Origin of the sequence: Pantoea anthophila, from assembly GCF_026104315.1 — a bacterium.
Taxonomy (GTDB): Bacteria; Pseudomonadota; Gammaproteobacteria; order Enterobacterales; family Enterobacteriaceae; genus Pantoea; species Pantoea anthophila.
In genome coordinates, this window is sequence record NZ_CP110473.1 from 1,665,885 (window position 1) to 1,682,731 (window position 16,847).

16 protein-coding genes are annotated in these 16,847 nt (G+C 56.3%); 7 read left to right on the forward strand and 9 right to left on the reverse strand.

Features of this window, described 5'->3' with window-relative positions:
* The first annotated feature begins 181 nt into the window (after positions 1–181).
* From flhB to flhE, 3 genes are read left to right on the forward strand one after another with little or no spacing between them, the layout of a single operon-like run.
* Positions 182–1,333, forward strand: a complete 1,152-nt coding sequence (gene flhB, locus OJ965_RS10235) for a flagellar biosynthesis protein FlhB (RefSeq protein ID WP_046102008.1) — start codon at positions 182–184, stop codon at positions 1,331–1,333.
* Positions 1,326–3,425 (forward strand): flagellar biosynthesis protein FlhA, encoded by a 2,100-nt coding sequence (gene flhA, locus OJ965_RS10240; protein ID WP_046102007.1) that lies wholly within the window; start codon positions 1,326–1,328, stop codon positions 3,423–3,425. Before flhB ends, flhA begins: the two co-directional genes overlap by 8 nt.
* Entirely contained in the window at positions 3,425–3,817 is a 393-nt protein-coding gene (flhE, locus tag OJ965_RS10245; RefSeq protein ID WP_009089686.1) for a flagellar protein FlhE, read from the forward strand. Before flhA ends, flhE begins: the two co-directional genes overlap by 1 nt.
* A 130-nt stretch (positions 3,818–3,947) precedes the next feature.
* Here flhE and OJ965_RS10250 read toward each other — a convergent pair whose 3' ends face one another.
* The 6 genes from OJ965_RS10250 to OJ965_RS10275 form a co-directional block, all read right to left on the reverse strand.
* Positions 3,948–4,280, reverse strand: coding sequence for a HigA family addiction module antitoxin (locus OJ965_RS10250; protein ID WP_140028698.1), 333 nt, complete (start codon positions 4,278–4,280; stop codon positions 3,948–3,950).
* 84 nt (positions 4,281–4,364) lie between these two features.
* A complete protein-coding gene (locus OJ965_RS10255; protein WP_072052719.1) occupies positions 4,365–4,700 on the reverse strand; it encodes a type II toxin-antitoxin system RelE/ParE family toxin in 336 nt (111 codons plus the stop codon).
* Between the two features lie 51 nt (positions 4,701–4,751).
* On the reverse strand, positions 4,752–5,750 hold the full coding sequence (locus tag OJ965_RS10260) for an aldo/keto reductase (protein WP_265139137.1): 999 nt from the start codon (positions 5,748–5,750) through the stop codon (positions 4,752–4,754).
* Between the two features lie 235 nt (positions 5,751–5,985).
* Entirely contained in the window at positions 5,986–6,903 is a 918-nt protein-coding gene (locus OJ965_RS10265) for a LysR family transcriptional regulator (RefSeq protein ID WP_265139138.1), read from the reverse strand.
* An 83-nt stretch (positions 6,904–6,986) separates the two neighbouring features.
* Entirely contained in the window at positions 6,987–8,717 is a 1,731-nt protein-coding gene (gene argS / locus OJ965_RS10270; RefSeq protein ID WP_265139139.1) for an arginine--tRNA ligase, read from the reverse strand.
* Positions 8,718–8,928: 211 nt separating this feature from the next.
* Positions 8,929–9,051 carry a hypothetical protein gene (locus OJ965_RS10275; RefSeq protein ID WP_009089698.1) on the reverse strand — a complete coding sequence of 41 codons (123 nt, stop codon included), beginning with the start codon at positions 9,049–9,051 and terminating at the stop codon, positions 8,929–8,931.
* Positions 9,052–9,364: 313 nt separating this feature from the next.
* Between OJ965_RS10275 and OJ965_RS10280 the strand changes: the two genes are divergently transcribed.
* Positions 9,365–9,925 (forward strand): VOC family protein, encoded by a 561-nt coding sequence (locus OJ965_RS10280; RefSeq protein WP_265139140.1) that lies wholly within the window; start codon positions 9,365–9,367, stop codon positions 9,923–9,925.
* Here OJ965_RS10280 and OJ965_RS10285 read toward each other — a convergent pair.
* Positions 9,922–11,067: a MalY/PatB family protein gene (locus OJ965_RS10285; protein WP_265139141.1), complete on the reverse strand. Its 1,146-nt coding sequence runs from the start codon at positions 11,065–11,067 to the stop codon at positions 9,922–9,924. The genes OJ965_RS10280 and OJ965_RS10285 overlap by 4 nt on opposite strands.
* Positions 11,068–11,152: 85 nt before the next feature.
* On the opposite strand from OJ965_RS10285, the gene cutC reads away from it, so the two are divergent.
* Complete coding sequence (gene cutC, locus OJ965_RS10290; RefSeq protein ID WP_265139142.1) at positions 11,153–11,905, forward strand: copper homeostasis protein CutC; 753 nt, start codon at positions 11,153–11,155, stop codon at positions 11,903–11,905.
* A 668-nt stretch (positions 11,906–12,573) separates the two neighbouring features.
* Here the strand turns inward: cutC and OJ965_RS10295 are convergent.
* The gene (locus OJ965_RS10295) at positions 12,574–13,572 is read right to left on the reverse strand and encodes a hypothetical protein (protein WP_265139143.1); all 999 of its coding nucleotides are present in this window, start codon (positions 13,570–13,572) and stop codon (positions 12,574–12,576) included.
* A 527-nt stretch (positions 13,573–14,099) separates the two neighbouring features.
* On the opposite strand from OJ965_RS10295, the gene OJ965_RS10300 reads away from it, so the two are divergent.
* Positions 14,100–14,948: a hypothetical protein gene (locus OJ965_RS10300; RefSeq protein WP_154928298.1), complete on the forward strand. Its 849-nt coding sequence runs from the start codon at positions 14,100–14,102 to the stop codon at positions 14,946–14,948.
* 30 nt (positions 14,949–14,978) lie between these two features.
* Here OJ965_RS10300 and OJ965_RS10305 read toward each other — a convergent pair whose 3' ends face one another.
* Positions 14,979–16,076 (reverse strand): glycerol dehydrogenase, encoded by a 1,098-nt coding sequence (locus tag OJ965_RS10305; RefSeq protein WP_046101995.1) that lies wholly within the window; start codon positions 16,074–16,076, stop codon positions 14,979–14,981.
* Positions 16,077–16,221: 145 nt separating this feature from the next.
* Here OJ965_RS10305 and OJ965_RS10310 point away from each other — a divergent pair, with 145 nt between their 5' ends.
* Positions 16,222–16,845 (forward strand): LysE family translocator, encoded by a 624-nt coding sequence (locus tag OJ965_RS10310; RefSeq protein WP_154928296.1) that lies wholly within the window; start codon positions 16,222–16,224, stop codon positions 16,843–16,845.
* Positions 16,846–16,847: the final 2 nt, after the last annotated feature.

Here is a 16,847-nt window from a genome sequence, read left to right on the forward strand (position 1 = left end):
TCCGCCTGCGGGCGGGCAACAGCGCTGTACTCCCCTGAAACAGGGTCACCCTCCGGTGGCCCCGTTCCCCATTGCCAGATTCATCCCCGAAAGAACGCCCTTTTTCCCCATCTTATCTCCGCTTTGACTTAAGCCAGATTTGGCATCCTATGCTCAGAATTCCTGCCAGCTGAGGTTTGTCGTGGCTGAAGAAAGCGACGAAGACAAAACAGAATCGCCCACGGCCCACCGACTTGAGAAAGCGCGTGAAGAGGGCCAGATTCCGCGTTCGCGCGAACTGACGTCATTACTGATGCTGCTGGCCGGCATCATGATCCTGTGGGTAGGCGGCAACATGATGGCGCACCGGCTGGCCGCGATGGTGGCCACCGGCCTCCGCTTTGATCATGGCATGGTCAGAGATGACAAAATCATTGTCAGCCACATCGGCGGACTGATCACGCAGGCGCTGATGGCGCTGCTGCCCCTGATGGGCGGGCTGGTGCTGGTGGCGATTGCCGCCCCCATGCTGCTGGGCGGTATCGTGTTCAGCGGCAAATCGATCAAGTTCGACCTGAAAAAACTGAGTCCGATGGCCGGTTTCAAGCGGATGTTTGCCGCTCAGGCCTGGACCGAACTGTTTAAAGGCGTGCTCAAAACCATTCTCGTCGGTGCCGTGGGCTGGTGGTACATCTGGAGCCACTGGCCGGAGATGCTGCGGCTGATCAGCGAAGCCCCGATTAACGCGCTGATCCACGGCATGGAGATGATCGCCGTCTGCTGTTCGCTGGTGATGCTGGGGCTGGTGCCGATGGTGGGGTATGACGTCTTCTGGCAGCTCTACAGCCACTTCAAAAAGCTGAAGATGTCGATGCAGGAGATCCGCGACGAGCATAAGCAGCAGGAGGGTGACCCGCACGTTAAGGGGCGTATCCGCCAGCAGATGCGTGCCGCCGCGCGCCGCCGCATGATGGCGGATGTGCCGAAAGCTGACGTGATCGTCACCAACCCGACGCACTACTCGGTGGCGCTGCAGTACAACGAGAAGAAGATGAGTGCGCCAAAAGTCGTCGCCAAAGGCGCAGGCGAGATAGCCCTGAGAATTCGTGAACTGGGCGCGGAGCACCGTATCCCGGTTCTGGAAGCACCGCCGCTGGCGCGTGCCTTGTATCGACACACTGAGATTGGTCAGCACATCCCCGGCGCGCTTTATGCTGCCGTGGCAGAGGTACTGGCATGGGTCTGGCAGTCACGCCGCTGGAAGCGTGAAGGCGGCCTGATCCCAGCCAAACCAAAAAACCTGCCGGTTCCGGCAGAGATGGACTTTGCAGGAGAGAGCAAAAACGATGGCTAACAACCTGGCCGCAAAACTACGTTTACCGGGTAACTTTAAAGAGATGCAGTGGCAGGTGCTGGCAGGTCCGGTGCTGATCCTGATGATCCTGTCGATGATGGTGCTGCCTTTACCGCCATTCATCCTCGATCTGCTGTTTACCTTTAACATTGCGCTGTCAATCATGATCCTGCTGGTGTCGATGTTCACCCAGCGGACCCTGGAGTTTGCGGCATTCCCGACCATCCTGCTCTTCTCTACGCTGCTGCGCCTGGCGCTCAACGTCGCATCGACCCGTATCATCCTGATGGAAGGACACACGGGGGCCGCGGCGGCGGGGCAGGTGGTGGAAGCGTTCGGCCACTTCCTGGTGGGCGGAAACTTCGCCATCGGTATCGTGGTGTTTATCATCCTCGTCATCATCAACTTCATGGTTATTACCAAGGGTGCCGGGCGTATCGCGGAAGTTGGCGCGCGCTTTGTGCTGGACGGGATGCCCGGTAAGCAGATGGCAATCGATGCCGACCTCAACGCCGGTCTGATCGGCGAAGATGAGGCCAAGCGTCGCCGTGCGGAAGTGACCCAGGAAGCGGACTTTTATGGCTCGATGGACGGTGCCAGTAAGTTCGTTCGCGGGGATGCCATCGCAGGCATCATGATCATGGTGATTAACGTCATCGGCGGCCTGCTGGTCGGCGTGGTGCAGCACGGTATGGATGTGGGTCATGCCGCAGAAACCTATACCCTGCTGACCATCGGTGATGGTCTGGTCGCTCAGATCCCGGCGCTGGTTATCTCCACCGCGGCTGGTGTTATCGTGACGCGCGTCGCCACCGATCAGGATGTGGGCGAGCAGATGGTCACCCAGCTGTTCAAAGATCCGCGCGTGCTGATGCTCAGCGCCGGGGTAATCGGTCTGCTGGGCCTGGTGCCGGGCATGCCTAACTTTGTCTTCCTGCTGTTTACCGCGGCCTTACTGGGTCTGGCCTGGTGGCTGCGCGGCCGCGAAATGCAGCCGAAGAAGAAAGTGGACAGTGCAGGCAGCATCAGTAACAAAGCGGCGGCGGACACGCCTGCCACTACGGAAGCCTCCTGGACCGATGTGCAGCTGGAAGACACGCTGGGCATGGAAGTGGGCTACCGCCTGATTCCGATGGTCGATCATCAGCAAAATGGCGAGCTGCTGGGGCGTATCCGCAGTATCCGTAAGAAGGTCGCTCAGGATGTGGGTTTCCTGCCGCCGGTCGTGCACATTCGCGACAATATGGAGCTGCCGCCTGCACGCTACCGCATTCTGATGAAAGGAGTGGAGATTGGCAGCGGGGATGCGTACCCTGGCCGCTGGATGGCGATCAACCCAGGCACGGCGGCTGGCTCGCTGCCGGGTGAAGCGACAGTCGATCCCGCCTTTGGCCTGGCGGCGGTCTGGATTGACAGCGCGCTGAAAGAGCAGGCGCAGATTCAGGGCTTTACCGTAGTGGAAGCCAGTACCGTCGTCGCGACCCACCTGAATCACCTGATTGGTCAGTACGCCAGCGAGCTGTTTGGTCGTCAGGAAGCGCAGCAGTTGCTGGATCGGGTGACGCAGGAGATGCCGAAGCTGACCGAAGATCTGGTGCCGGGTGTGATCACGCTGACGACACTGCATAAAGTGTTGCAGAACCTGCTGGTTGAGCGGGTGTCGATTCGCGATATGCGAACCATCATTGAGACGCTGGCGGAGCATGCGCCGGTGCAGAGCGATCCGCAGGAGCTGACCAGCGTCGTTCGTGTGGCGCTGGGCCGTGCGATTACCCAGCAGTGGTTCCCGGGTAATGATGAGGTGCAGGTGATCGGGCTGGACTCGACGCTGGAGCGGCTGTTGCTGCAGGCCCTGCAGGGCGGCGGCGGGCTGGAGCCGGGGCTGGCCGATCGGCTGTTAAGCCAGGCACAGGCGGCGTTGCAGCGTCAGGAGATGCTGGGCGCGCCACCGGTGCTGCTGGTCAATCATCCGCTGCGTGCGCTGCTGGCACGTTTCCTGCGCCGCAACCTGCCACAGCTGGTGGTAATTTCAAATCTGGAGCTGAGCGACAACCGCCAGATCCGCATGACCGCCACTATCGGAGGCAAATAATGCGCTGGCCAATCGCTCTGTTGTTGCTTCTGCCGCTGATGGCACAGGCGGCCGGCGGGGCCTGGAGTGGCAGTGCCAGCGGGCCACCGCTGGCAAACCGGGGCAGCTGGATGCGGTCGCAGCCGCTGACGCCCCCCACCGGTGTCGGCGGTGAGGTCAGCGTAATCAGCTGGCGTTATGAGCTGAGCCGGCCGGCGCCTTCCGGTCTGGAGGTTCGGCTCTGCGGCGTGCAGCGCTGCGCAACGCTGGAGGGGGCCAGCGGGGTGACGCGCGGGCTGGCCCATCTGAGTGCCGATGAACCGCTGCATATGGTGTTTGGTTTTGCCGGAAGCGGGGCGCTGCCGCCAGGTTTGCGGGTGGTCAGCAGCGAAGTGATGGTCAACTACGAGTAGGGCGGTTACCGGAGAGCCTGAAAGAAGCCTGAGATCCGGGAGATGTGATATCAGGGCGCGCTCAGCGCGGCCCTGGTGTCCGTTGAAAGATTTGCCTGTAAACGCGCCGTCAGGGCGACGTTCTTCACTTTCACGCCACCTGATTCTCTTTCTGCGCCAGAAACATCTTCAGCGGGGTCACGCGACTGATCTCCTCCTGAGCGCGTGCATCGTGCATCACTTCCCAGACATCAACACTGTTCTGCAGGTTAAGCCAGAACTCCACACTGGTCTCAAAGGCCGCAGCCAGTCTGAAAGCCATATCCGGTGTCAGCTTCCTGTTATTGTTCACCAGAGCGCTGACGGTGTTACGGTGTACCTTCAGCATCTCTGCTAAATCAAGGATTTTCAGGCCAGCTGGCTCCAGGTATTCGTAAAGTAACACGTCGCCAACAGTGGTCGGTTTTCGGGTCGCCTGATTCATATCGTTGCTCTCTTCATCTCTTTCAGCGTCTGATGATGCTGCCGGCAGGGTGGCAGCGTCCGACATCAGGATGTCTGGTGATTATCATTTGTGTCTTTTGTAGCTATGCGGGTCCAGATAGAGATCAACAGCCTTACCGTCGATCCATTTGAAAATCAGCCGGTATTGCTCATTGACTCTGATTGCTGCATATCCTTTCAGGGGTGGGTTCAGCTCCTCATAACGATTGCCTGGTGGTGATCTCAGATCCTGATAGTTTACCGCGGCATTAATAATATCGAGCTTTCTGGCCAGGGCTGATGAGAGTGTCATCGGGATTTTTCCGGAATGTTTCCCATATAAAAAAAAGTCCCTGAGCCATTCATCCCTGAAACTGTCGATGTTCCTTAACGTTGCCACATCATGACCTCCCTGTATCATGTTGAAATCAGCTTAGCGCACCGTTGCACAGTGCGCAAGTGCTAATCGGGGTCAGCCATTTACCCCCTTCATTCCCTCCTCAGAGTAGCGGCCACCTTTGACTTCGATCTGCTGATGCAGGCCATTCAGCAGCCGGACATCGGCCTCTTCCAGTTCAATCTCTGCGGCCCCGGCATTTTCATGAAGCCAGACGAGCTGCTTCGTGCCCGGGATCGGCACCACTTTTTCATACTGAGCCAGTAACCACGCCAGCGCAATCTGCCCGCTGGTGGCGTGATATTTCTCAGCCAGCGGCGCGATCGCGTTAAGAAGGCTGAGATTGTGGTTGAGATTTTGTTGCTGGAAGCGGTCATTATTTTTGCGGAAGTCGCCTTCAGTAAAATCGCTGTTGTTACGGTATTTACCAGTAAGAAAACCTCTGCCCAGCGGCGAGTAGGGCACCAGTCCGATGCCGAGCTGTTTCACCATTGGCAGGATCGCCGCCTCAATGTCCCGCGTCCAGAGTGAATACTCCGTCTGTAATGCCGCCAGAGGATGCACGGCGTGCGCCCGCTTCAGCGTGGCGGCGGAGGCTTCGCATAATCCAATCTGTGCAATCTTGCCCTGCTGCACCAGACTGCTGAGGCACGCCATGCTCTCCTCAATCGGTGTCGCCGGACTGATACGATGCAGATAGAACAGGTCGATGCGCTCAACGCCCAGCCGTTTCAGCGACGCGTGGCAGCTGCGGATAATGTAGTCCGGCTCATTATTGATGGTGCGGGCATAGGCCTCATCCGCTGGCCGGGCGATGCCACATTTGGTGGCGACGGTAAATGTCTGCCGGTCGGCCTGGCTCAGCCCGGCAAGAAACTGACCGATCAACTGCTCGTTGTGGCCACGGCCATAAAGATCGGCGGTGTCGATAAAGGTGATGCCGGTTTCGCGTAGCTGGTTAAGCAGCTGCAGTGAGTGGCGGTCGTCGGTCTGACCATAAAATTCGCTCAGCCCCATTGCACCATAACCGATCGCGCTGACCTCCAGCCCCTGAGATAACGTGCGTGTTTTCATTGTCTCTCCTCGTGAGTGAGTCGCCATTGTTTCACTCGCGCCGGCAGCCATGAATTGCTGTTCTGGCAATACCAGAAAGGTATCAGGCAGGTGAATAATTAACCGGATAAGCGGCGGGGGGGGAGGTTATTAATTGCACAACTGAAAACGGCGGGAATGGGAAATTAACGCTTCTTTTTGAGAGCAGCGTAAATATATTTTCGCCGATGAAGTGCGGCTGTTTTTAAGGGATGGCTTACTTTTGAGGGGATAATTTTTCCAGCGCTGCGAGAACCGCCTCGTTTTTTTCATCGGCACGGATAGCGGCATACACATCAATTGCCAAGTGCCGGGCCGCGCGTTCGCTCAGCGGCCGGTAGCAGAGTCCGGCCTGATTGAAGGTACATTTTGAGCGGGGCATCAGGGCGAAACCCTTGCCTCTGGCGATATGGGACAGCATCAGCAGTGAATCTTCCGGCTCCCGCTGCCGTTTCAGCGCTACGCGAAGCGTGGCGAAGTAGCGCTCACATTTGTCGTAGAACAGCGGATTGGCACTGCGCGCGAACCAGAACAGGGGCAGGTCAGCCACGGCATCAGGCGAAACCTGTTCCGCCCGTGCGGCAGGATGGGAGGCGGGCAGGACGACCAGCAGCGGCTCGCGGTAAACCCAGGCGTAGTGGACGGCCTCATCAGCCTCCGCGTCTTTTTCTCCGGTGAGGATTAAATCGAGCGTGTTACGGGCCAGGTTCTGCAGCAGCTGCGCGGAGGTCAGGCTGGGCATCTCCATCTCGTCACTGGCATGAAGTGCAACGAGCTGCTGGTTAAGCGGCGTGATAGCTTCAAAGTTCAGCGTTCGGGTTACGCCAATACGCAGGCGCGAGGCAACAGGGCCCGCGTCCTGGGTTAAGGCTTCGAGGGCGATGAGGATCGCTTCCGCTTTAGCAACCAGGGCCTGCCCGTATTCGGTGAGCGTCACCTCGTGGGGCGTCCGGCTGAAGAGGGGCTGTCCCAGCAGATCTTCCAGACTCTGAATCTGGCGGGTCAGGGGAGGCTGCGTCATTCTGAGGCGTTCAGCGGCCCGGCGAAAGTTAAGCTCATGCGCGACAGCCAGAAAGCATTGCAACTGCTTTACCGCAGGAAGGTGACGGCTGATGAGATGCGCTGCTACAGACATGAGGTCGTTCTGCCACTCAGAGAAGGGGGAATAAGGCAGGCGGGGTCAGCGACGGAGAGGGAAGGCCCTCTCCGCCGCGACGATTACATGCGCTCGACGGTGTCGATGCCCAGCGTATCCAGACCCTGCTTCAGCGTCTTCGCGGTCAGCGCAGCCAGCTGCAGCCGGCTCAGGCGGGTTGACTCTGACTCTGCCGTCAGGATCGGGCAGTGCTCGTAGAAGCCGGAGAAAAGACCGGCCAGATCGTAGAGATAGGCACACATCACATGGGGAGTGCCGTCACGGGCAACCTGAGTGATAATCTCTTCGAACTGCAGCAGGCGGGTCGCCAGCTGGGCTTCGCGCTCTTCGCTGATGACAATCTCTGCATCCAGCGAATCGGCATCAATACCCGCCTTGCGGAACACCGAGAGTACGCGGGTGTAGGCATACTGCATGTAGGGCGCCGTGTTACCCTCGAAGGCCAGCATGTTGTCCCAGTCGAAGATGTAGTCGGTGGTGCGGCTCTTGGAAAGGTCGGCATATTTCACCGCACTGATCCCGACCACTTCTGCCAGCGTTTTGACTTGCGCTTCGCTCATCTCCGGGTTCTTCTCGCGCACCAGCGTGTACGCACGCTGATAAGCTTCATCCAGAAGGTCGGAAAGCTTGATGGTGCCACCGCTGCGGGTTTTGAACGGACGGCCATCTTTGCCCAGCATCATGCCAAAGGCATGGTGTTCGAGCGGCACCGACTCCGGAACATAACCGGCTTTACGCACGATAGTCCAGGCCTGCACCAGGTGCTGATGCTGACGGGAGTCAATGTAGTAAAGAACACGGTCAGCTTTCAGGGTCTCATAACGATATTTCGCACAGGCGATATCGGTCGTGGTGTAGAGGTAGCCACCATCCTTCTTCTGGATGATGACGCCCATCGGCTCACCTTCTTTGTTCTGGAACTCATCCAGGAACACCACGGTCGCGCCTTCACTCTCGACGGCTAACCCTTTCTGCTTCAGGTCAGCCACGATGCCAGGCAGCATATCGTTGTAAAGACTCTCACCCATCACATCGTCGCGGGTCAGGGTGACGTTCATGCGGTCATAAATCTTCTGGTTCTGACTCATCGTGATGTCGACCAGCTTCTTCCACATCTCACGGCAGTAAGGATCGCCACCCTGTAATTTCACCACGTAGCTGCGTGCGCGCTCGGCAAACTCAGGATCTTCGTCATAGGTGCGCTTGGCTTCACGGTAGAAGGCTTCGAGATCGGCCAGCGCCATCTCTGCGTGATTCTCGTTCTGCTGCTTTTCCAGGAACGCGATCAGCATGCCGAACTGAGTGCCCCAGTCGCCGACGTGGTTCGCACGGATCACCCGATGGCCGAGAAACTCCAGCGTACGAACGGCGGCATCACCAATGATGGTGGAGCGGACGTGGCCTACGTGCATCTCTTTGGCGACGTTAGGCGCAGAGTAGTCGACCACGATCGTCTGAGGCTCAGCCAGCTGCACGCCCAGACGCGGCAGACTCAGGGCTTGACGGGCATGCTTCGCCAGCCAGGCGTGATCAAGGAAAATATTGATGAAGCCCGGTCCGGCGATTTCGACTTTGCTGGCGATGCCGGTCAGGTCGAGATGCTGGATCACCGCTTCCGCTAATTGTCGCGGAGCCTGTCCCAGCTTTTTCGCTACGGCCATAATACCGTTGGCCTGATAGTCTCCAAACTGGACCCTGGCGGACTGACGAACCTGCGGTTCGCAATCGGCGGGTGCGCCGGCTAAAACCATTGCCTGACTGACTTTTGCGGAAAGAAGTGCCTGAATATTCACCGAGTTACCTTCATAAGCTGAACAACGCCCGAGCCTGCTAAGCCGGACTGTCATCATCTTGCCTGACAGCATCGCGTCACGGACGGGCAGAAACGGATGAGGCAGACAAAACGGAAAAAAATGAGGGGGAAAGTATACGTGAAATGTCAGTGGGCGTCAGTAGCTGGATGAAGCGGGGAAACAGAGCCAGAGAAGATGTTTCCCGGAGGCATTAACGACGTCTCAGATGACGGCGGGGGTTCTTAACGCTTTTATCTTCACGCACCTTCCAGTGGCGGGAAATTGCAAATCCCATCAGTGCGATCAGGACAGCGACAACGATGAGCATAGACATAGAGCCATTCCTTTTGGTTGTGTTAGGTCAAATTTATAGGAAGGCAGGGAGAGCTGCAATTGATTGAGGTTGAAATGAGAGTTATCTTATTGTAATAAAGAAGTCTAATTTAATCATATATATAATATGACTTCATCAAGGAACTCATGGTCCTAAACAGGAGATAAATCCGAAATGAAAGATGTTATTATGCGGTTTTGCGTTAAATTTCCGGTCAAATAAGATGAATCTTATCATTTATTACGCTTAACTCCCGGCGGACAATAAAGCAGACTGGTCACAAAAGTTAAATAAAGAGAGAGGAATAAGGGTTGTGAAGCATACTTTTCCGGCAGAATTGGATGATTTAAAGTCAGATTTAGAGCGTTTTGAAGAATCGTTGCAAAACTTTGCGCAGCGCCTGGGTTTGTCTCTTTGCGATCATGAAATCGACCATATTGCGGTGCGCTGTCATCAGGACACCACGGCGGCACGCTGGCAGCAGGGTCTGCAGCAGATGGGCACAGAATTTTCCTCCGCCGTCATCAACGGGCGACCGATTTGTCTGTTTAAGCTCGATCAACCCTTAACCGTGGCAGGGTGTCAGATTGATGTGGTGGAACTGCCGTGGCCGGGTGAAAAGCGCTATCGCCATGAAGGCTGGGAACACGTTGAGGTCGTGTTACGTGGCGATCCTGAGTCGCTGGGCATGCGCGCAATGGCCTTGCTCTCTGACTCGGCACTGACGCAGCCGGGCATTTCGTTTAAAACCAGCGCGCCGAAGGGAGAGAATGAGCGTCTGCCCAATCCGACGCTGGCGGTGACGGATGGACAGACGACAATCAAGTTTCATCCGTGGCGACTGGAAGAGATTGTCGCCAGCGAGCAGAACTAAATCCGGGCGGCGACCGCGCGTTTCAGGCGGGCGACCGCCTCGTCAAGCAGCGCGCGCGTGCAGCCGAAATTGAGCCGGACAAACTGGTCATTGCCAAATTCCCGGCCTGCGGTTAAGCCCAGACCGTGTTTTTCGAAGTAGAGCGCCGGGCTGGCGACGCCCAGTTCGCTGGCGTCGATCCAGGCCAGGTAGGTGGCTTCCGGTGCGGCGAGTGACAGGCCGGTCATTTTATTGACCTGCGACACCAGCCAGTCGCGGTTGCTGCGCAGGTAGAGGTTCTGCGCGTCCAGCCAGGATTCACCCTCGCGCCATGCCGCCGCCGCTGCCGTAATCGCCAGAATATCGACGTCAGGCACAATGCCGCGCCGCAACCGCGTAAAACGCGCGCGCAATTCGGGGTTCGGAATAATGGCGATGGATGCGCCAAGCCCGGCAATATTAAAGGTTTTGGACGGCGACATCAGGGTTACGCTGCGCTGTGCGGCGTCTTCGCTCAGGCTGGCAAACGGGATGTGCTGAACACCCGGCTCCAGCAGCAGATCGCTGTGGATCTCGTCAGAGCAGACAATCAAATCGTGCTTCTGCGCAAAGGCGAGCTGCGCCAGCAGTTCATCACGGCGATAGACGGTGCCGCCTGGATTCTGCGGATTGCAGAGCATTAACAGCCGCTCGCTGCCCGTCATCTCACCCTCGGCTGCCGTCAGATCCAGCAGCCAGCGTCCCGCGTTCAGGGCCAGCGGCAGATTCAGCTGACCACGCTCCGCCAGTTTTGACGCCCCGCGAAACGGGGGATAAATCGGGGTCGGCGCTATCGTGCGTTCGTCTGAGGCCGTAAAGGCACGGACAGCCAGGTTCAGCCCGCTCACCACGCCGGGCAGTACCACAATCCACTCCGGATTTACGTGCCACTGATAGCGTGAGGCAAGCCAGGCGATCGCGCTGTCGATAAACTCAACGGGCGTGTCGCCGTAACCAAAAATCCCATGTTCGGCACGGGCTTTTATCGCGTTGATGATGCAATCCGGCGATCGGAAATCGGTATCCGCGACCCACAACGGCAGAATGTCCTGGTCCGCATATTTGTTCCATTTGAGACTATCGCTGTGACGGCGGTCTATCCGTTGGTCGAAATTGAATGCCATAGTTAACTTTCCCGGTAAACTCATTCCAGCAGCCAGACTAACTGATGAATCTGCCTTGAACCAGAGTCATGTAAAGGAGAAGAGAATGACCACACTGGAAATTTGCTGCTATGGCGTGGACTGCGCCGTGACCGCACAACAGGCGGGTGCCGATCGGGTTGAACTCTGTGCCGCCCCGCGCGAAGGCGGTCTGACCCCGTCTGCGGGGATGCTGAAGGCGGCCCGTCAGGCGATTTCGATTCCGGTTCATCCTATTGTCCGGCCACGCGGGGGCGATTTTTGTTACACCGCACGTGAATTCGAAGCGATGAAATCGGACGTGGCGCTAATCCGTGAACTCGGTTTCCCGGGGCTGGTGATTGGTATGCTGGATGAAGATGCCCATATTCATCAGGGGCAGATGCGTCAGATTATGGCGCTGTGTGACGGCCTGAGCGTCACCTTTCATCGGGCCTTCGATCTCTGTCACAGCCCTAAGCGCGCCCTGGAAACATTAACCGATCTGGGGGTGGCACGGATTCTGACCTCCGGGCAGCAGCAGAGCGCCGAAAACGGAATTGCATTACTCCGGGAACTTAATGAGACCAGCACGGGTCCTACTATTATGGCGGGTGCCGGGGTACGTCTCAGCAACCTGCAAAAGTTTCTCGATATGGGCATTCGCGAAGTTCACAGCTCGGCCAGCCGCCTGATGGCCTCGCCGATGCGCTACCGCAAAGCGGGTGTTTCCATGTGTTCAGAAGCCGAAACCGACGAGTTCAGCCGCTACTGCGTCGACGGCGATGTGGTTGAGGCGATGAAAAGCGTGATGCAGATGAGCAGCGTCCGGGTCGCCTGAGCTACAACAGATTTTGCCGCGCAGCACGCCGATCATTGACGTGGTGTTTGCAAGTACCAAACCCCAGTATGCTTGCTGGGGTTCTTTTTGTCTGAAATTAAGGTTTAGGATCAAATCAGCGTCGGCTCAGGTTTTGTAAAAGCCTGAGGTTTCTTTAAAACGCACTACCTGTCTCTGACTGAATAGTCTGTACAAGTAAGGCCAGGACTATGCATTACGCGTACGAATTTCTGGCTCTCTTTGCGTCTGATAAAGGCGGGTTTCAAAATTGTGTGATGATAGCTTTCACTAAAGAAATTATTAAAAAAACGGCATACAAAAACAGCGATGAAAGTGAAAGGTAATAGTAATTATCAATCCATCCAGTGAGGTTGTAGTTCATGCCTTTCAGATGCTCGGTAATAGCGACGTGTTGTCTGGGCTGAAAAATGACCTTTTTTCCTTTTCTGAGTCTTGAGAAGAAATAGGACATGCCAAACGACCCCAAAAAACCCATAGACCCATAAAACCTGTAAAGGGGTGGTAATTCAAACCTGGCATCATGGTAAAAAGATAACAAAGATTCATATTTCTCTTTGTTAATGGAAAAGATCACGAACTGTATAATGGTAATAAAGAAAGGCACAAGGGCACAGCCCATAGCGAGATAAAAAAGCCTATTTTCCATATTATTGTAACCACATATCCATAAAATAATCGTTTACTGCACTTGCAGCGGTCCCGCCGACTAGCGAACCCACTGCAGCACAGGCAACCCCCCCGGCACCAGCGGTAACTATACCTGCTGCAAAGCAAACGCCCATACCAGCAGATGCACCCAGTGTGCCTCCAGCCATGCCAGAAAATGTACCACTGGCAAATTTAGCGTATTCCTTAAATGCTATCTTACTGCATTCACCTTCTCGCCCAATCTTGCAGGCATTAGCGACTTCATTTGTGGTTCCTAAAAAGGCAAAGCCTATTCCGATATATCCTCCGGATTTGAGGAATCGCGCCGCTCTGGCTGCATTGCCTACATAGAATGAATAACCGGGAATGCCGCCCAGGCCCACCGTTGACCACTCATGCACGATTGAACGACTGGAAAGATTTAAGGCTCGCTTCAGATTTTCGTACTGTCGGAACTTAACGACAGAACGTGATAGTGATTTTAACAGTGGCTTATTGACCAGTTCTCTAAGCTGGTTTAGCAACTGATTACGCTCGAGGAAAAACTGCTGGCTGATGAGCGTTCCCTGCGAACGGAACTGATTCTGATAACTGGCCTCAATTTTCGTCAAAGTTTGCTCAATGGCTCTGAAGTATCTTTCACCGGCATCGCCTGCTGTGCTGAAAATCTTATCTCCCGCGCCAGTCAAAGCGGCAATCAGACCGTAATGCTTTTGCAGAAAACTTGCATCGTCACCATCAATCCCTGTAAAGGCGTTGTTGGTCTTGTCTTTCGCCTGCCTGAGTGAATGCAACATTTGCAGGGTGATTTGAGCGGGTGTCTCTGGATCAGCGACAATCAGAATCTGCCCAGGCTTAAGATAGCGGGTATCTGCATTAAGTTTCATAAACAGGCTGACTGCTGGAGATTGAACGTCCCTGAACAATTCTCGCGCCTGGTATTCCAGTGTTCCGGGTCTCTCCACAACACAATATCCGGGGGCAATATTACGCGCCATGATTCCTTTCTCCGTTCGTTATAAACCCGATATGATGAGTAATACAGACAGACGGCAGTACCGGTATGGATAAAAAGCTGGAGTAAATATAAATAATTCCGTTAAGCAACGCAAAAGTGTTGAGCCCTGCCAGAGGCGATTATAGCGACAGCCTGAAAATAACTGTCTGACGGTTTTCAGCCCAATACTTGCTATCCAGCTTGATACGGAATGGCTCCCTCGCTTTCCCTGCTGAATCCGGACGAGGAAAATACGTGCCGCCGCTTCAGCGTGTTTTCATATCCCTTAAAGCCGATCAGCCGGGTAGACCACCCGTACAATGCGCAGCCGTCGTTCAGATGAATTATTCACTGCCATCCAGGACTTTTACCGCAGAGAGCCACGCAAACCGCCGCGCTATCCGTTACGCTTACATCACCGCACCGCTTGAGGCATAACTCCGGGCGGCAGCTTCAATTCGTCACCGGTTGCCACTGTTTTTCACGGCAGGGTTTACACTTACAGCAACGTTGCCCGGAACTGACCCTATGAATCGCAATCAGAGTGCCGCTCTCATCCTGTTGCTGACTGCGCTGTGCAGTGGCAGCGTGGCGGCCAGCGCATGCCGGCCGCAGAGTACAACCATCACCAACAGCAATAACCTGATTCTGCTCGGCGGCAATGCCAAAGGCGCAGTGAAGCAGGTGATTGCGGGGGAATTTGGTAAGGATGTGAATTCTCAAAAGCGGGTGCTGGGCCAGTTTGACGCCTGCGGCGACCTGACCGTGGCTGACGTCAGCTATGACAAAAATGAGCGCAACGTTATCCTCAGTATGGAGCAGCACATTGCCAGAGTGCAGGGCGGCTGGGTGGCGGAATATGCCTGGCTGGTGAAAGTGCTGAAAGAGGGCAAGGAAGTCGTGGTCGACAACCGACAGGGGACGATTAACTGGCAGAAAGGGGAGCATGGCAATATCACCAGCGCCTCTGACAAATTTATCAGCATGGGAAAAAGCGGTTTTACCGACACGACCTATCGCTATGATCGCCAGTTGCGCCTGGAGAAGAGCGTGGCGCGCGGCAGCGACCCGACGACCAACGGCGAGTTTCACTATCACTGGAATCCAAAGGGACTGGTGACACGCACCACTTCCGCCCGCAGCACGGACAACTACACCTACGATCCGCAATGGCGTGAAGTGCGTCTGAACGGCACGGCCAGCACGCCGCTGAGCACGATCCGCTCGGTGGACGAGTGCCAGTCATGGGATGAGGTCGGTAACTGCACCCTGAGCTACCTGCATGAGACCGAAATCTTCACGCGCGGCACCATCGAACGCCACCTCAGTTCTGCCTATAAATATGAGTACTGGGATCAGCCTGCGGCGGAGGAGTAACGGGCGATCGGATCATCGCCCGTTGGCGGCTTATTTCACTGTCTGACTAAAGGCATCCAGCGCCAGCAGGGCGTTGGCAATATCTTCCGGTGACAGATGAGGATTCAGATTTTTCAGCGTATCCCCCTCACTGTTGGCCAGAGCGCCCACTTTCACCAGATTCTCCCAGCTTTCATTTTCAAGATGCATCTCCCGGAGCGTGGTCGGCATGTTGATAGAGCGATAGAAACGGATGTAGCGCGCAATTTCCTCGTCCGGACGCTGCTCCAGCACCATCTGCGTCAGTGTGCCATAGGCAACTTTTTCGCCGTGGGTCAGATGATGAATGTCACCATCAATGGCGGTAAAACCATTGTGAATGGCGTGAGCGGCTGCCAGCCCGCCGTTTTCAAAGCCCAGTCCTGAGAGCAGCGTATTCGCCTCAACCACCGCTTCCACGGCGGGCGTGACCCGTTTTTCGCTCACGGCGATATAGGCGCTGTAACCCCACTTGAGCAGTGTTTCTTCGCAGGCACGGGCAATCGCCAGTCCGGCAAGGGTCGGATCGCCGTTGACCATGGATTTTGCATGGGAACGCGCCACGGCCTGCGCTTCAACCCAGGTGGCCAGCCCATCGGCAATGCCAGAGGCAAAGAGTCGCGCAGGCGCACTGGCGCAGACAGCCGTATCCACCAGCACCAAATCAGGGTTTTTGCTGTAGAAGCGATAGCTCTCAAAGACGCCACTGTCAGAGTAGATGACCGACAGGGCGCTGCAGGGGGCATCGGTAGAGGCAATGGTCGGCACGATGGCTACCGGCTGCTGAAGTTCGTCCGCCACCGCCTTAACCGTGTCCAGCGTTTTGCCGCCGCCCAGCCCGACAATCACGTTACAACCCTGGCGCTTCGCCAGCGCACTGAGACGGGTGATCTCATTGCTGGAGGCCTCGCCGTTAAATTGCTGCCAGCTGAATTTCACTCCCGCGGACTGCAACGTCTGTTGCGTCCGTTCACCAATCAGCTTCCAGACAACCTCATCCGCCACCAGAAAAGCCTGATCGCCCAGTTCAGTCAGCAACGTTCCCAGCTCGTCCAGTACACCTGCGCCCTGCACATATTTACGGGGTGATGAAAAAATAAATTTACTCATAATCACGTCTCCTTAATATGAATAGCCCGACCCGATCCAGCCTGGCACAATCCGCCCGGGGTGGCAGGTGATCCCGCACATTACGCTGTCAGGGCTGTTAAGCTGCCTGAACCCCCCTTACCGGGAGAAACAACGGAGAATTATCATGAGCGCCACGCTCTTTTCATTTCTGTTTGCGATAACCATTCTGACGCTCACGCCTGGGTTTGACACCGCGCTGGTGCTGCGAACGGCCATTGCGCAGGGCTGGCAGCGCGCCTGGGCGACAGCGCTGGGTGTGACGCTGGGTTGTCTGCTCTGGGGGATCGCCGTCGGGCTGGGGCTGGGGGCGCTGCTGATGGCGTCTGAGATTGCCTATAACCTGCTGAAATGGCTCGGCGCGGCCTGGCTCTGCTATCTGGGCGTCAGGTTGCTGGTCACCCCGCGCAAGCAGTCGCCTGCTGTAGCTCAGCCCGCGGTTCGGCAGCAGGGCTATCTGGCCTGCTTCAGTCGGGGATTGATGGGCAACCTGCTGAATCCGAAAGTGGGGGTCTTTTACGTCACCTTTCTGCCTCAGTTCATCCCGGCCGGAGCGTCAGTGGCGCTATGGTGCAGCCTGATGGCGCTGGCTCACATGCTGCTGGGGCTGGTCTGGAATGCGGTGCTGATTGGCAGCAGCCACTTTTTCGCCGGTCATCTGCAAAAACCTGCGGTGCTGAAGGTGATGGATCGTTTGACCGGCTGCGTGTTTATTGGATTTGCGGCGAAACTGGCCTTGTCCCGCCGCTGAGA

Excerpts from the sequence above, each read along its gene's own strand:
- flhA (WP_046102007.1), top strand. The coding sequence starts at position 1,326 with ATGGCTAACAACCTGGCCGCAAAACTACGTTTACCGGGTAACTTTAAA.
- flhE (WP_009089686.1), top strand. The coding sequence starts at position 3,425 with ATGCGCTGGCCAATCGCTCTGTTGTTGCTTCTGCCGCTGATGGCACAG.
- OJ965_RS10250 (WP_140028698.1), bottom strand. The coding sequence starts at position 4,280 with ATGAATCAGGCGACCCGAAAACCGACCACTGTTGGCGACGTGTTACTT.
- OJ965_RS10255 (WP_072052719.1), bottom strand. The coding sequence starts at position 4,700 with ATGATACAGGGAGGTCATGATGTGGCAACGTTAAGGAACATCGACAGT.
- OJ965_RS10260 (WP_265139137.1), bottom strand. The coding sequence starts at position 5,750 with ATGAAAACACGCACGTTATCTCAGGGGCTGGAGGTCAGCGCGATCGGT.
- OJ965_RS10265 (WP_265139138.1), bottom strand. The coding sequence starts at position 6,903 with ATGTCTGTAGCAGCGCATCTCATCAGCCGTCACCTTCCTGCGGTAAAG.
- OJ965_RS10275 (WP_009089698.1), bottom strand. The coding sequence starts at position 9,051 with ATGTCTATGCTCATCGTTGTCGCTGTCCTGATCGCACTGATGGGATTT.
- OJ965_RS10285 (WP_265139141.1), bottom strand. The coding sequence starts at position 11,067 with ATGGCATTCAATTTCGACCAACGGATAGACCGCCGTCACAGCGATAGT.
- cutC (WP_265139142.1), top strand. The coding sequence starts at position 11,153 with ATGACCACACTGGAAATTTGCTGCTATGGCGTGGACTGCGCCGTGACC.
- OJ965_RS10295 (WP_265139143.1), bottom strand. The coding sequence starts at position 13,572 with ATGGCGCGTAATATTGCCCCCGGATATTGTGTTGTGGAGAGACCCGGA.
- OJ965_RS10300 (WP_154928298.1), top strand. The coding sequence starts at position 14,100 with ATGAATCGCAATCAGAGTGCCGCTCTCATCCTGTTGCTGACTGCGCTG.
- OJ965_RS10305 (WP_046101995.1), bottom strand. The coding sequence starts at position 16,076 with ATGAGTAAATTTATTTTTTCATCACCCCGTAAATATGTGCAGGGCGCA.
- OJ965_RS10310 (WP_154928296.1), top strand. The coding sequence starts at position 16,222 with ATGAGCGCCACGCTCTTTTCATTTCTGTTTGCGATAACCATTCTGACG.